The following is a 15,278-nucleotide window of genomic DNA, read 5'->3' on the forward strand; positions in this document are numbered from 1 at the left end:
GCCGCGGTGCGCCGCCAATGAGGTGCGTGGCCGGGAGATAGGCGGCCGGGGGTGAAGCTGGAAATGCGCTTCTCCCACCGGCATCAGTTCGCCCAATAGGTGTATTCGTCCCCATCCTCGTAGGTGTCCGCCAGTGTCTTGTCGATCATGACGGGCATTTTCACGACCGACGGGTAGAGCGGCGGCTCGCGATTGCGGTGATGCGCGGCGAGCATGGCGCGCAGGCGCTTTTCCTGTTCGGGGCGTTTGCCGATCAGATTGACCCGCTCGGTCGGATCGTTCGCCAGATCGTAAAGCCAAGCCGACTTGCGGATATCGTCGGTCATCAGTTTCCAGTCGCCCGCGCGCACCGCGCGGATCGTTCCGCTCTGCCAGAAGATCGCGCCGTCCGGCCGTTCGAGCGGGCCACGGCCGCTCGCGACGGGCAGCAGATCGACCCCGTCGATCGGTCGATCGCCGGGCAGGGTGGCGCCTGCGGCAGCGGCGATGGTGCTGAACAGGTCCACATGGGTTGCCGGAGCGCGCACCTGCCGCCCTGCGGGGAGCTGCGCGGGCCATCGCATCATCAGCGGAACCCGCACGCCCCCTTCGAACAGGGTGATCTTCCAGCCGCGATAGGGCGCGTTGACATCGGGCAGGCCGATATATCCTGGCGCGCCGTTGTCGCTGGAGAACAGGACGAGTGTGTTACCGGCGAGCCCTTCCTCTTCAAGCTTGTCGAGAATACGCCCCACGCTTCGGTCGAGCGCGCGGACCATCGCTGCATACACGCGAAGCCGGTGCGGCTGGATGTCGCCCACAGCCTCGTAATCCTCTCGCGTGGCCTGCAACGGCGAATGCACCGCCCAATGTGCGAGGTAGAGGAAGAACGGCCGATCCTTGTTGGCATCGATCGCGGACAGAGCCTCGTCGGTCCAGTAATCGGTCAGGTAGCCACCTGGCGTAAACGCCTGCGACCGGTCGAAGCGATTGCCGAAGCGCGCCCGGGCCCACAGGAAGCGGTCGACCGGATCGAAATCGACCGGCGCATTGACCACGCGCGGATCGTCCTTGGGTAGATAGCCGAGTTCGCTGAGGACGAGGCTGTGATCGAAGCCCTGCGTCAATGCGTCGAACTCGCGCGCCTCGCCCATGTGCCACTTGCCGATATGCATCGTGCTGTAGCCGCGCGCTTTCAGCAATTCGGCGATGGTGATCTCGCTCGCCGGGAGGCCCTGCTCGGCGAAGGGAGGCGCATCGTGATTGGCCTGCGCGTCGTATTCGATCGGCGGCAGGTCGGGGCGGATGTCTGCATTCACAGTCGTCACGACACGCGCCATATTGTCGGGCGTGGGGGTGAACTCGAAGCCGGTATGGGTCGGGTAGCGGCCGGTCATCAGCATTGCGCGGGATGGGGCGCAGGTCGCATTGCCGGCATACCCCTGGGTAAAGGCGACGCCATCGCGCGCGATCCGGTCGATGTTCGGGGTCGGGACGAGCCCCCCGGCCACGCCGCCGCCGAAGGTCGAAATGTCGTTCACGCCCAGATCGTCGGCCAGGATCAGGACGATATTGGGTGGGCGATCGCCCGATGTTGCGGGTGCGGGCCCGCCGGGCACATGCCAGTCGAGCGCCATGGTCTCTTCGGCGATCGGGCCGTTGTCCTTCAGCGAGACCGCCCATAGCAGCAGATCGGTGCGGAATATCCATCCGACCAGGCCGAGCACGACGACCAGACCGGCGATCCCGATCAGGCTCTTTTGCCACAGCTTCATGCGCGTCTTCCCCTCCCAAGGAAACGTCTGCCATGCCACAGCGCGCAGGAACATGGAAATCGCAGTCGCAGGATCGAAATGCCGCCATCCCCGGCGGGCTGTCCTTCGATATTTCACGATGCAGACGAATGCGCCCGCCATGCGCGGCTCGTTCGCTTGACTTGGGACCTCTCGCGCGCCGAAGCCGTTCGGGCATCGTGACAAGGGGAAAATAATGAGCGATCAACCGGTCCTGACGAGCCTGCACGATCTCACCGAGCGGCTGCAGGAACTGCATCAGCGCACGCGTGAAACACCGCTTTTCAATCCCGTCTTCCAGCTGGCGCACGATTTCTCGCGCGCGCTCGAAGGGGGCGATGTGTCTCTCGAAGCGGTCGGCGAGCTGGTCGATGCGCTGGTCGAACAATCGCTCGATACACGCGCGTCCCGACTGCGCAGGCTGCTCGAACCCGACACCCGCGAAACCCGCCTCGATGCGCTGGCCGATGCGAACGGCGACGACTTCGATGCTTTTCGCGACGCGTGGTCGCACCCCCGGATGCACGCCGTTTTCACCGCCCATCCAACCTTCCTGCTGACTCCCGCGCAATCCGCCGCGGTCGCGCAGGGCGCGCTAACGGGCGAAACCCCGCCGAGCGACAAGACGGCCGAAGCACCCGAGATTACCCTGCGCTACGAACACGAGCGCGCGATGGCGGCGATGGCACACGCGCAGGATGCGCGCGACATGATCGTTGCGGCGGTTCTGCGAGCAGCGCAGCAGCGCTGGCCCGATCGCTGGCAGGAGCTCGATCCGCTGCCGTTCCGTTTCGCCACCTGGGTCGGGTACGACATGGACGGGCGCACCGACATCACCTGGTACAACTCGATCGCGTTCCGCCTTTCGGAAAAGGCGCAGCGACTGGAACGATACGGCGACGCGCTCGACCGGATCGATGCCGGCCACGCGCTGCTCGCCCCGCTCCAGGACGCGCAGGTCCGGGCAGCGAGCCTTGCAGAAAGCTTCGCAGGCGATCTCTCCAACCCGACCGAGCTGACCGCCGCCGCGGACCGGATGACGCAGGACGGGGAGAACAAGCTCCTCACGCTCGAACCGCTGATCGAGCAGCTGGAGGCGGACGCGCGCGACGCGGAGCCGGAAAAGGCCGTCGCGCTCCGCACGCTGACCGCCGCCATGCGCGCCGATGGGCTCGGTATGGGCTGGATCCATTTCCGCGTGAACGCCAAGCAGCTCCATAACGCCATCCGGCGCGAACTGGACGATCAGGAAATCGACCTGTCCAGCCGCGGTGCGATGGCTGCCTTGCGCGATCTGCTGGCGAACGCCGAACCGCAGCGCGCCAACTTCGCCAGCCTTGCCGTCGAAAGCAGCACCGCCGTTCGCCAGTTCCTCGCGATGGCGCAGATCCTCAAGCATATCGATGGCGATGCCCCGATCCGGATGCTGGTTGCCGAATGCGAACAGCCCGCGACCATGCTCGCCGCGCTTTATTTCGCGCGCCTGTTCGGGATCGAAGACCGGATCGACATTTCGCCCCTGTTCGAGACCGAGAGCGCGCTGGAGCACGGCGGTCGCTTCCTCGACGCGTTGCTCGCGGAGGAGAGCTACAAGACTTACGCCCGCCATCGCGGGCGGATCGCCATCCAGACCGGGTTTTCCGATGCCGGCCGCTTCGTCGGCCAGGTGCCCGCAAGCCTCGCGATCGAGCGGCTTCAGGGGCGGCTTGCAGAAGCGATGGTGGCGAACGACCTCACCGATGTCGCTGCGCTGATCTTCAACACGCATGGCGAGGGGATGGGCCGCGGTGCCCATCCGGCCAGCTTTGCCGACCGGCTTGAGTGGCCGCTGAGCCCATGGGCCCGCCGCCGCTTCGCACGAGCAGGAATCCGGCTGGAGGCCGAGGCGAGTTTCCAGGGCGGCGACGGATACCTGTTCTTCGCAGGCCCCGAACTGGCACTGGCTACGCTGACGCAGATTGCCGCGCTGACGCCCGAGATCGGCGACACCGACGCGCCGGTCGACCCCTTCTACCGCCGCACCGACCTGAGCCTCGATTTCTATCGTGCGGTGAAGGAACATCAGCACGATCATCTGGAAAGCCGGACCTATTCGCGGGCAATCACCAGTTTCGGTCTGGGCCTGCTGAACCAGACCGGCAGCCGCAAGTCGCGTCGCCAGTCCGACCTCAACGCCGAACGCGAGATGAGCCTGCGGCAGATCCGTGCGATCCCGCACAATGCGATCCTCCAGCAACTCGGCTACCCGGTAAACATCATCTCCGGGATCGGGAGCGCGGCGGCAGGCAATTACGAGGATATCGCCACCCTGCTTTCCGAAAGTGCGCGGGGCCAGCAGATCATGCGCCTGGCGCGGGCCTCCGATTCGCTGGCGAGCATCAAGACGGTTGCCGCGCATGGCGAGCTGTTCAACTCTGCCTACTGGGCAAGCCGTACCTATCGCGGGACCGAGGGCCATCTGGCACGCAGCTGCGAAGCACTGGCCGAATACCTGATCGGGGACGACCGGACGGGCGTGTTCCGCCGCCTGGCGTCGCGCCTGCGCGTCGATGCACTCAAGTTCCACCGCCTGCTCGAATTGCTTCCCGAGGAAGCGCACGACCCAGAGCGCGAGAGCGTGCGGCGCACGATCGGTGCGCTACAGGCGCTGCGTCTCGCACTGCTCCAGCACATGTTCCTCAAAGTGGTGTCGGTGCCTGCGTTCAGCCGGGCGAACGACATCAGCCGCACCGACGTGCTCGAAATGGTGTTCTCGCTGCGGATCGACGACGCGCTCGCGCAGCTACGCCGTGCGTACCCGACCGACATTGCGCGCAAGAGCGATTTTCCCGTTGCCGAGGCGGGCGATTATCCATCCGGTGAGGGCGATGGCTACGCCGCGATCCGGCGCGATTATATCGAACCGATCGAGCAGGCGTACGAGCTGTGCCTGAAAATCTCGACAGCGATCGCCAATCAGTTCGGCGCGCACGGTTAGGGCCCAAGCGGGCGGCTGTTCGGAAGCGACCAGCCGCCCGCTATATTGGCTAGAGCTGATACTGGCCGTCGATCCGGCGCAGCGTGCCGCTTTCACTGTCGCGGATGGCGGCGGGTAGCAGCGTCTCGGGCATGTCCTGATAGGACACCGGGCGCACAAAGCGTTCAATCGCGAGCGTACCGACAGAGGTCGTGCGTCCGTCCGAAGTCGCGGGGAACGGCCCGCCGTGCACCATCGCATGCGTCACGTCGACGCCGGTGGGCCATCCATTGGCGATGATGCGCCCGGCCAGCTGTTCGAGGATCGGCATCAGCGTCGCGGCGGCGTCGTGGTCGTCCGCATTCATGTGCAGCGTCGTGGTCAGCTGGCCTTCCATGCCTGCTAGCACCTGCGCCACCTGGTCCAGATCCTTGCACCGCACGATCAGCGAGGCGGGGCCGAAAACCTCTTCCTGGAAATCTTCGTCCGCGAGGAAGGCGTCCGCCGATGCGGTGAAGACCTGCGCGCGTCCGCAAGTGCCGGAGGTTTCCTTGCCGTAGCCGACCAGCTCCGCGCCCGCACGCTTTGCCAGACGTCCCGCGCCTTCGTCGAAGGCCCGCTGGATGCCGGTGGTCAGCATCGTCTGTCCGGCGACATTGGCCAGCTCGTCGCGCGCGGTGGCGATGAAGGTGGCCAGCGCATCGCTCTCCACCGCCAGCACGATGCCGGGATTGGTGCAGAACTGGCCCGCACCCATCGACAGCGACCCGACATAGGCGCGCGCCAGATCCTCGGGCGCTTCGGCAAGGCGTGCGGGCAGCAATGTGACCGGATTGACGCTGCTCATCTCGGCATAGACGGTGATCGGTACGCGGCGCTTGGCAGCATGGCGCATAAGGGCAAGGCCGCCGCCGCGCGACCCGGTGAAGCCGACCGCCGCGATGCGCGGGTCTTTCACCAGCGCCTCACCCAGCGCATTCTCTGTACCGTTGAGCAGCGAGAACACGCCCGCAGGCAGTCCCGCTTCGGCAACCGCTTGCTCGATCGCGCCCGCGACCAGTTCGCTGGTGCCGGGGTGCGCGGGGTGACCCTTCACCACGACGCAGCAGCCCGCCGCGAAGGCGGAGGCGGTGTCGCCGCCTGCGACCGAGAAGGCGAGTGGGAAGTTGGACGCGCCGAACACCGCCACCGGGCCCAGCGGGATCATCCGCAGGCGCAGGTCGGGCTTGGGCGGCGTGCGACCCGGGTCGGCATGGTCGATGCGTAAAAGCTGCCACGCGCCGTTCTCCACCTCGTCCGCGAACAGGCGCAGCTGGCCGACGGTACGCCCGCGCTCCCCGTTCAGACGCGCCTCGGGCAGGCCGCTTTCCTTCATCGCGCGCCGGGTCAGTGTGTCGCCGAGCGCGTCGATCTTGTCTGCGACAAGGCGCAGGAACGCGGCACGCTCGCCCAGCGGCATGGCGCCGAACGCCTTCTGCGCTTCGGCCGCAGCCTCGCATGCATCGGCGACATCGGCATCGCTGGCTGCGAAGAAGGGTTCGCCGAAAGCCTCGCCAGTCGCTGCATCCTTCGCGCGGAAGGTTTTTCCCGATTGGCGGCGTTCGCCTGCGATCATGTTTTCGCCCGTAATCGTCACTCTCGCTCTCCTGTCGATTTATGGTGGCTGACAATCCTGCGGCACGGCGTAGAAAGGTGTCTTGCGCTTGCCCGGGATTCCATCGTAGGTAGCGCTAACATAAAGAGCCGGTGATGCAACCGGATGCGAGGGAGTGGGATTTTGGACAACGCACAAAGCGGCACCAATATGGGGCTGATCACGGCGATCGTGGCGGTCGCGACGCTTGGTGGATTTCTTTTCGGATTCGATAGCGGGGTCATCAACGGAACGGTCGATGGACTGCGACTGGCGTTCAATTCGGACGATGTCGGGACCGGGTTCAACGTGGCATCGATGCTGCTCGGTTGTGCCGTCGGCGCATTTTTCGCCGGTCGCATGGCCGACATTATCGGGCGCAAGAAGACGCTGCTGATCGCGGCGGTGTGCTTCATCATCAGCGCATACGGCTCTGGCATCGCCGGATCTTCGACCGAGTTCGTCGTTTACCGCATCATCGGCGGTCTGGCGGTTGGCGCAGCGAGCGTGCTCGCGCCGGTTTACATCAGCGAGGTCACCCCGGCACACCTCCGCGGGCGGCTTTCCAGCATCCAGCAGGTGATGATCATCATCGGGCTGACTGCCGCGTTCCTCTCCAACTACCTTCTGGCTGAATATGCCGGGTCGTCGATCCAGGAATTCTGGCTCGGTTTCGAGGCATGGCGCTGGATGTTCTGGATCGAGCTGGTGCCCGCGACGATCTTCCTCGTGGCGCTGCTGTTCATCCCGGAAAGCCCGCGCTACCTCGTCAGCCGGTCGCGCGGCGGCGATGCGCATGGCGTGCTGGAGCGGCTGTTCGGCGCGGACTTCGCCCAGCGCAAGGTGAGCGAAATCGAAGCCTCGCTCGCCAGCGACCACCGCCCGCGCCTGTCCGATCTGGTCAACAAGACCACCGGCAAGATCCGCCCGATCGTGTGGACCGGTATCGGGCTTGCCGTGTTCCAGCAGCTCGTCGGCATCAACGTCGTGTTCTACTACGGCGCGGTGCTGTGGCAGGCGGTCGGCTTCAGCGAGAGCGATGCGCTCAAGATCAACATCCTGAGCGGGGCGATCTCGATCGGTGCGGTGATGCTCGCGATCCTGCTGATCGACCGGATCGGACGCAAGCCGCTGCTGCTGATCGGTTCCATCGGGATGGCGATCACGCTGACCGTGATGGCGGTGTCGTTCATGAGCGGTGAGCTGATCGACGGGAAGCTGAGCCTGTCCGACGATGCCGGTCTGGCCGCGCTGGTCGCCGCGAACCTCTATGTCGCGTTCTTCAACTTCAGCTGGGGCCCGGTGATGTGGGTGATGCTGGGCGAGATGTTCCCCAACCAGATCCGCGGGTCGGGCCTTGCGGTCAGCGGCTTCGCGCAGTGGATCGCCAACTTCGGCATCACGATGACCTTCCCGATCATGCTCGCCAGCATCGGCCTGACCGGCGCCTATGGCTTCTACGCCGCCAGCGCCGCGATCTCGATCGTCTTCGTGTGGATGCTTGTGCGAGAGACCAAGGGGATCGAATTGGAAGACATGCAGGGCTGACCCTGTGCGGGGCCGTGTCGCTTTGCGTGCGAGCGGCCCCGGCAGGTAGCGTGTCGCGATGGATCGCCATGCACCCCTGAAGGTCGTCGTCCTCGGCGGAGGCACCGCCGGGTGGATGACCGCCGCCAGCCTGGCCAAGCTGTTGCCGGATCGCGCCTCGGTCGACCTGATCGAGAGCGAGGATATCGGCATCATCGGTGTGGGCGAGGCGACCTTGCCCCACATCCGCGGTTTCGTCGAACGCCTCGGCATTCGCGAAGCCGAGTTCATGAAGGCGACCCACGCGACCTACAAGCTGGGGATCGACTTTCGCGATTTCGGGCGGATCGGCGAAAGCTATATCCACCCGTTCGGATCGTTCGGAGAGGAACTCGCCGGCGTCGGCTTCCACCACTACTGGCTGGAGCTTCAGCGGCGCGGCGAGGCTGCGCCCCTCGGCGAATATTCCATGTGCGTTGCCGCAGCACTCGCCAACCGATTCCAGCCGCCGAGCCAGGACCTCTCGCTCTCCTCTACCTATGGCTACGCCTACCAGTTCGATGCGACCTTGTTCGGACCCTTCATGCGCCAATTCGGCCAATCGGTCGGCGTGACCCGTCACGAAGGCCTGGTCACGAATGTCGAGCGCGATGGCGACACCGGCAATGTCACCGCGCTGCTGCTGAACGACGGGCGGCGGATCGAAGGCGACCTGTTCGTCGACTGCTCCGGCTTTCGTTCGCTGCTGCTGGGGCAGGAGCTGGACGAGGAGTGGGAGGACTGGTCGCACTGGCTGCCGTGCGACCGTGCCGCCGCGATGCCATGCACGCACGCGACCGAGGATATCCGGCCGTATACCACTGCGACCGCCATGCCTGCGGGCTGGCGCTGGCAGATCCCGCTCCAGCACCGGATGGGCAACGGCTACGTGTTTTCTAGCGCCTTCACCGACGAAGATGCCGCGTGCGAAGCGATCCGCAGTGCCGCCGAAGGCGAGCCACTGGCCGACCCGCGCGTGCTGCGCTTCCGGCCCGGCAGGCGGCGCAGGTCATGGAGCCACAACGTGGTAGGGGTCGGGCTGGCGAGCGGCTTCCTCGAACCGCTGGAATCGACCTCGATCTACCTCGCGCAGATGGCGATTACCTACCTGATCGAGCTGTTTCCCGAACCCGGTGGGATCGAGCCCGCAGACCGCGATGCGTTCAACCAATTGGTCGACATGGAATACGACCGGGTCCGCGATTTCCTGATCCTCCACTATCACGCCACCACGCGCGACGATTCCGAATTCTGGAACCATGTGCGGACGATGACTGTGCCCGACAGCCTCGGCGACAAGCTGGAACTGTGGCGAAAGACGGGGCGGATCGAGAAATATTCCGACGGCCTGTTTTTCGATGCGAGCTGGATCGCAGTCTACGTCGGGCAGGGGTTGCTCCCGCAGCGGCACGATTCCCGCACCGGCATGGTCGACCCGGAAAGGTTGAAGGCTGCCGCCGAGCGCCTGCGCCGGGAAATCGCCAGCGAGGTCTCGCGGATGCCGGGCCATCGCGAGTATCTGGAACGCGAGACATCCCGTCTGGCAGAAGCATCGTGAGGAGCCCGTGATGAGCGAACCGCGCGAACCCTTGCGCAGGATAGTCGTCGCGGGAAGCGGGCAGGTTGCTCTGCTCACCGCGATAGCTCTGCGTCGGGCCCTGCCGGCCACTGAAGTGGTGCTGCTGGCGGTCGCGCCACAGGGGCCAGCCTTCGCCGACTTCGCTGCCACTTCGCTCGCCTTCACGGCGAGCCTGCACGATCGTTTGGGGATCGACGAAGAGCGGATGATCGCCACCGCCGCTGCGAGCCATCGGTTGAGCACGCGCTACTTCGGCTGGAGTTCGCAAGATCAGCGCGGGCTTTTCGCGCATGGCGGGTGGAATGGCCGCGCGATGCGCGCGCGGTTCGGCCGCGACTGGGGCGGTGGGCCGAATATTGAAGGTGGCGAACGGCCTGCCGGATCGCTTGCCGAAGTGCTCACCGACGTGGGGCGCTTTGCGCTGCCGCCCGCGGATCGCGAGACGCCGCTCTCGCTGATCGAGTACGCCCTGCGCTGGAACCCTCCCGCCTACCGCGCCCTGCTGGTCGAGCACGCCGGGCAACTGGGCATCGGCCATGTGCAGGCGCCGATCGAAACGATCGAGCGCGACGGGGCGGGCGGTATCAGGGGCCTGAACATCCAGGGGCTGGGCTGGCTGGAGGCCGACCTGTTCGTCGATTGCAGCGGCCCGGCAGCGCTTCTCGCTTCGGCCTTGCCAGACTTCGCGACGATTGACTGGAGTGCATCGCTCCCCACCCGCCGCGTGTTCATCGCCGCTGCCGGGGAGCCCATGATCGCGCTGGAAGATCGTATCACCCTGCTGGAAGAGGGCTGGCTGATCGAACAGGCGGGGCGCGACGGATTGCTGACGATCCTGGGCGTGGGCGAGCGGACGAGCGATCAGGCGGCAATCGCGGCGCTGGGGACCAATCCCATCGCCGTAATGCCTGTGTCGCCCGGCCGAGTCGCCGAACCTTGGCAGGGGAACGTGATCGCCATCGGCGATTCCAGCGCGCAGTTCGAACCCCTGGCCAACCTCAACCTCGATCTTGCGCACCGCCAGCTGGACTTGCTGCTGGAAATGCTGCCCGGTCGCGGGATCGAGCCGCTCGAACGCGCGGAGTACAACCGCCGCGCCGGGCTGATGATGGACACCACGCGCGACCTGCTCGCGTTCCATTACGCCACGCCCCGCGCACGCCGCGTTTTCGGCGAGGTCGAGGTGCCCGAGGCAGTGCAGATCGCGCTCGATCAATTCGTGCGAAGGGGGCGCATGCCCTTCCACGAGGAATCCGCGCTGCTCAGGGAAGAGGAGATGGACCTGCTCGGCGCGCTGGGTTTCGAGCGGCGGATGTCGCCGCAGGAAGGCTCCCCCGATCCGGGCGGGGTCGAAGCCGCCCAGGCAGAATTTGCTACGCTGGCAAACAGGGCGCTGGAAGCGGCGCCGCCCTATGCCGAGTGGATTGCAGCCGTAACGCAGCCTAGCTGAGCGTCGAGCGGATCAGCGATCGCATATGGTCGAACAGCGCGGGGCTCGGCGCGCCGAGTACGCCTTGCGCGTGTTTCGGCAGGTGCTCGCCCGCTTTGCCCTCGGGGTCGAACACATAGTAATCTAGGAATTCGCGCCACGCATCTCGCTGTGCGGGGGGCAGGTGGCGCAGGGAAAGGAGGGCGTGGAGCAAGGCGTCGTAAGGCTGCCCGATCCCCTCCGGCTCGCCTTCGGTCCACCAGTAATTCACGAGAATGCTGACCGGATCGAGCGATTCCACCCCATGCCACCAGCAATAGGGGATGTAGATCGCATCCCCGGGTTCTAGCGTGGCCTGAACGGCATTTTCGAGCGCCGTCGTGAATTTGGGATAGGTCTGCAGATCGGGATTATCGAGGTCGACCATGCTGATCGGCGCTCCGGCGGGCGTTACCTCGAATGGACCGGGATAGAGGTTCGCGGTCTGGTCCGGAGCGAACAGCGTGAACCGCCTGCGACCTGCGACGCAGCACGCGACATTTTCCTTGGTGTCGAAATGCGGCGCAACCCGGATGCGATTGCCGATCCACATGCGCGGTTCGACATCGGGAAGGATATCCAGCCGGTTGTCGCGATGAAACCCCGGCAGCAGATTGCTGATGGTTTCCGACTGCATGGCCATCGCGGGAGGGTTGGAAACGCCGCGGGCCTTCAGCAGATCCTGCAGGAAGGTTTCGAGCCGCCCCTGAACCCGGATGAAGTTGAGACCGGTCAGATCGGAATTGTAAAAGAACCGCCCTTGCGCATCGGGGCCTGCGCCAATGGCGTTGACCGGGCGGGTCACACCCCCTTCCAGGAGATAGCGGGCAATCGCCTCGTCCCCTTCACTGGCGCGCGCGACCGCAGGCCATCCGGCAACGAGCCCGCGCATCACCACCGGTCGAACGCCGTCGCGGATGGCGCGCAGTTCTTCGGGGGTCTTCGGGGCAGGGCGCTCCTCGACCGGCTGCAGGTCGTTCGGTTGAATCATCGCGTCAGGCGTTCCGACGCGTCGATAGCGCTACCTTGCTGGGCGAGGAAATGATCCTGGGTGGGCATTTGTGACACTGCATGCGCGACAACCTGCCTGATATGGTCCAGCCGTTGCAAGGTCTCTGCATCGTCAAGCAGGGCCGCGACTGGATGGTAGGACTGCGGTTCGATGCCTTGCCCGGCCATCACCGCCAGCCAGCTCGCCTCGGTGAACAATTCCTCATGTTCGCGGATCACGCGGCCCGAACTGCGAAACAGCTCGATCTTCTCGGCCAATCCCTCGGGCGGGTCGAGATGGCGAAAATAGCGCCAGAACTCGCTGTCGTCGCGCTCGCTCGCCTTGTAGTGGAGAACCAGGAAATCGCGGATGTCGAGATATTCGCGCGCGGTCTCCGCATTGAAGCGATCGATTTCGGCGCCACCGAAAGCCGTGGTCGGGAAATAGGCCAGCAGTCTTGCGATGGACGACTGGACGAGGTGGATCGCGGTCGATTCCAGCGGTTCGAGGAAGCCGCTCGCCAGACCCAGGCCTATCACGTTCCTGTCCCAGAACCGCTCCCGATGACCGGCGGTGAAGCGCAGGTGGTTGGGTTCGGCCAGCGGGTCGCCATCCAGATTGGCAAGCAGCAGATCGGTCGCTGCCTCCTGATCCATATGCGCGGATGAGTAGACGTGCCCGTTGCCGATGCGGTGCTGCAAGGGGATGCGCCATTGCCAGCCGGCGGGGCGGGCGGTGGAGCGGGTCAGCGGCTGGTGCTCGCCCGCAAGCGTGCAGGGGACGGCAACCGCGCGGTCGCAAGGCAGCCATTTCGACCAGTCTTCGAAAGGTACGTCGAGCGCTTGCCCCAGCAGCAAGGAACGGAAGCCCGAGCAATCGAGGAACAGCTCTCCCTCGATCAAGCGATTGTCCTCCAGCCGGACGCCGGTGACGAAGCCGCTTTCAGCGTCCTGCATCACCTCGACCACCTTGCCTTCCTCCCGCACGACGCCCTGTTGCTCGGCCCGCTTGCGCAGGAACCTGGCATAGCGGCTGGCATCGAACTGGAAGGCGTAGGCCAGCTTCGAGAGCGGCGACTTGGGGTTGTTGGACTGCGGCCAGTAGAATTTTCCCGCCGCCCCGGCTGCAGCCGCGATCGAATAGGCGTCCAGCTCGGTCGCGTCGCCAAGCTCGCGGCCGCGCAGCCAGAAATGGTGGAATTCGATCCCCAGCATGTCGAGCCCGTAGGTCCCGAAAGGGTGGATGTACGAATGCCCCGGGCGCAGCCAGTCGACGAACTCGATGCCGAGCTTGTAGGTGGCGTGGGTTTCCCGAACGAACTCGTTCTCGTCCAGCCCGAGCAGCTTGTTGAACCCGATGATCTGCGGGATCGTGGCCTCGCCGACGCCCACCGTGCCGATCGCCTCGCTCTCGACAAGCGTGATCGTGGGTGCACGCGGGCCGGCAAGCACCCTGGACAATCCCGCCGCGGCCATCCACCCGGCGGTGCCACCGCCGACAATCACGATCTTGCTGACCGGCTGTGCGCTCAAGAGAAGCTCCCGAAACTTACCGAGGGGGCGGCTGGCGTGTCCTCGTACCAGGCGCCAGCCCGGCGGAGAAATTCCTCCTGCGTGGGCAGGCGTTCGGCGGTCGCGCGATAGCCTTCGCGCATCTGCTGCATCGCGGTGCGGACCTTCGCTTCGTCGAGCGTGTCGGCGATCGCGTCATAGGCGTCGGGGCACATGTTCTGCCCCAGCATCACCGCCACCCAGCTGGGCAGGGCGAAGAGTTCGGCATTCTCGCGAAAAACACGGCCGTGCAGCCGCCACAACTCCATCTTGCGCGCCAGGCTTTCGGGCACGTCCATCGTGCGGACATCGCGCCAGAATGCGGAATCGTCACGCTGCGTCGCCTTGTAGTGGAGGATGACGAAGTCGCGCACATCCTCGTAAACATCGCGCATCCCGCGATTATACTCGTCGCGCTCGGCCGGGCTGATGGGATTGTCCGGGAACAGCGCGAACAGCCGGGCGATGCCATTCTGTACGAGGTGGATGCTGGTGGATTCGAGCGGTTCGATAAACCCGGATGACAGACCCAGCGACACGACGTTGTGGTTCCACGCCTTCTTGCGCATTCCGGTGGTGAACCGCAGCGTCCGCGGCTCGGCCAGCGGCTCGCCCTCCAGATTGTCGAGCAGGATCGAGCGGGCTTCGTCCTCGTCCATGTATCTGCTCGAGAAGACATGGCCGTTGCCCGTGCGGTGTTGCAGTGGAATGCGCCACTGCCAGCCAGCGGTATGCGCGGTGGCGCGGGTGAAGGGATCGGGCGAGGCGACGTTCTGGGTCGGGACTGCGATGGCGCGATCCATCGGCAGCCAGTGGCTCCAGTCTTCATATCCGGTTTCCAGCTCCTGCTCGATCAGGAGCCCGCGAAAGCCCGAGCAGTCGATGAACAGGTCGCCTTCGATCTCTGCACCGCTTTCGAGCACCACCGACGCGATATCGCCAGTCTCGCCATTGCGGTGGACCTGCACGATCTTCCCCTCCCGGCGCACCGTTCCCTGCCGCTCGGCAAGGCGGCGCAGGTAGTCCGCATAGAGGGTGGCATCGAAGTGGAAGGCGTAGTTGATCTCGCTGACCGGCGAGCGTGCATCGGCCGACGGGCGGCCGAAACGCTTGAGCCCGGCGGCCACCGCGCTCATCGAATAGTCCGCGAAAGAGGATGGGTCGGCGGCGCCCCGGAAAACTTCGCGCAGGAACAGCTGGTGGAAGCCGATGCCGTGAAAATCGCGGCCGAGATTGCCGAATGGGTGAATGTAGCGGTCGCCCAGGCGGCCCCAGTCGACGAATTCGATCCCCAGTTTGAATGTCGCGCGCGTCTCGCGGAGAAATTCGTTCTCGGGAATGTCGAGCATGCCGTTGAAGTTGCGGATCGGCGGGATGGTCGCTTCGCCGACGCCGACGGTGCCAATCTCGCTCGATTCGATCAGCGTAATGGTGCGCTTGCCGTCGGCAAAAAAGCGGGAGAGCGCAGCAGCGGCCATCCATCCGGCGGTGCCACCGCCCACGACCACGACCTTTTCGATCCGGTTCGAGGTAACGATATCTCTAGGTTCCGCCATGCACCGCTCGCCTGCTGTTTCCTGTTTGCAACACTGTGCAGGCTAATGATGCTGCGGCGTATTGCATAGGCCGAATACTGCCGATATGACTTGCCCCCGATAAAAACAACACGCGCTGCACCGTTTTGTGGTAGCGCTAACATGGGAGAGGTGGCCGGATGGCTAAATTGCGCACTAGCAGTTCGACGGACTGTGGCTTCGACACAT

At 65.1% G+C, this 15,278-nt stretch carries 9 protein-coding genes; 4 read left to right on the plus strand and 5 right to left on the minus strand.

Features of this window, described 5'->3' with window-relative positions:
• Window positions 1-83 precede the first annotated feature (83 nt).
• On the minus strand, window positions 84-1,754 hold the full coding sequence (locus AAG591_RS09300) for a sulfatase (RefSeq protein WP_342530913.1): 1,671 nt from the start codon (window positions 1,752-1,754) through the stop codon (window positions 84-86).
• Between the two features lie 214 nt (window positions 1,755-1,968).
• Here AAG591_RS09300 and AAG591_RS09305 point away from each other — a divergent pair, with 214 nt between their 5' ends.
• Window positions 1,969-4,749: a phosphoenolpyruvate carboxylase gene (locus AAG591_RS09305; RefSeq protein ID WP_342530915.1), complete on the plus strand. Its 2,781-nt coding sequence runs from the start codon at window positions 1,969-1,971 to the stop codon at window positions 4,747-4,749.
• Between the two features lie 49 nt (window positions 4,750-4,798).
• On the opposite strand, the gene AAG591_RS09310 is transcribed toward AAG591_RS09305, so the two are convergent.
• Window positions 4,799-6,343: an aldehyde dehydrogenase (NADP(+)) gene (locus AAG591_RS09310; RefSeq protein ID WP_342531252.1), complete on the minus strand. Its 1,545-nt coding sequence runs from the start codon at window positions 6,341-6,343 to the stop codon at window positions 4,799-4,801.
• A gap of 159 nt (window positions 6,344-6,502) precedes the next feature.
• On the opposite strand from AAG591_RS09310, the gene AAG591_RS09315 reads away from it, so the two are divergent.
• The 3 genes from AAG591_RS09315 to AAG591_RS09325 are packed head-to-tail and all read left to right on the plus strand — an operon-like array spanning window position 6,503 to window position 10,956.
• Window positions 6,503-7,909, plus strand: a complete 1,407-nt coding sequence (locus AAG591_RS09315; RefSeq protein ID WP_425341657.1) for a sugar porter family MFS transporter — start codon at window positions 6,503-6,505, stop codon at window positions 7,907-7,909.
• A 58-nt stretch (window positions 7,910-7,967) separates the two neighbouring features.
• A complete protein-coding gene (locus tag AAG591_RS09320) occupies window positions 7,968-9,485 on the plus strand; it encodes a tryptophan halogenase family protein (RefSeq protein ID WP_342530917.1) in 1,518 nt (505 codons plus the stop codon).
• Window positions 9,486-9,495: 10 nt separating this feature from the next.
• Window positions 9,496-10,956 (plus strand): tryptophan 7-halogenase, encoded by a 1,461-nt coding sequence (locus AAG591_RS09325; RefSeq protein WP_342530918.1) that lies wholly within the window; start codon window positions 9,496-9,498, stop codon window positions 10,954-10,956.
• Here AAG591_RS09325 and AAG591_RS09330 read toward each other — a convergent pair.
• The 3 genes from AAG591_RS09330 to AAG591_RS09340 are packed head-to-tail and all read right to left on the minus strand — an operon-like array spanning window position 10,949 to window position 15,071.
• Window positions 10,949-11,965 (minus strand): cupin-like domain-containing protein, encoded by a 1,017-nt coding sequence (locus AAG591_RS09330; protein ID WP_342530919.1) that lies wholly within the window; start codon window positions 11,963-11,965, stop codon window positions 10,949-10,951. The genes AAG591_RS09325 and AAG591_RS09330 overlap by 8 nt on opposite strands.
• On the minus strand, window positions 11,962-13,497 hold the full coding sequence (locus AAG591_RS09335) for a tryptophan halogenase family protein (protein WP_342530920.1): 1,536 nt from the start codon (window positions 13,495-13,497) through the stop codon (window positions 11,962-11,964). Before AAG591_RS09335 ends, AAG591_RS09330 begins: the two co-directional genes overlap by 4 nt.
• The gene (locus AAG591_RS09340) at window positions 13,494-15,071 is read right to left on the minus strand and encodes a tryptophan halogenase family protein (RefSeq protein ID WP_342530921.1); all 1,578 of its coding nucleotides are present in this window, start codon (window positions 15,069-15,071) and stop codon (window positions 13,494-13,496) included. Before AAG591_RS09340 ends, AAG591_RS09335 begins: the two co-directional genes overlap by 4 nt.
• Window positions 15,072-15,278 lie beyond the last annotated feature (207 nt).

Origin of the sequence: Citromicrobium bathyomarinum, from assembly GCF_038594485.1 — a bacterium.
Classification (GTDB): Bacteria; Pseudomonadota; Alphaproteobacteria; order Sphingomonadales; family Sphingomonadaceae; genus Alteriqipengyuania; species Alteriqipengyuania bathyomarina_A.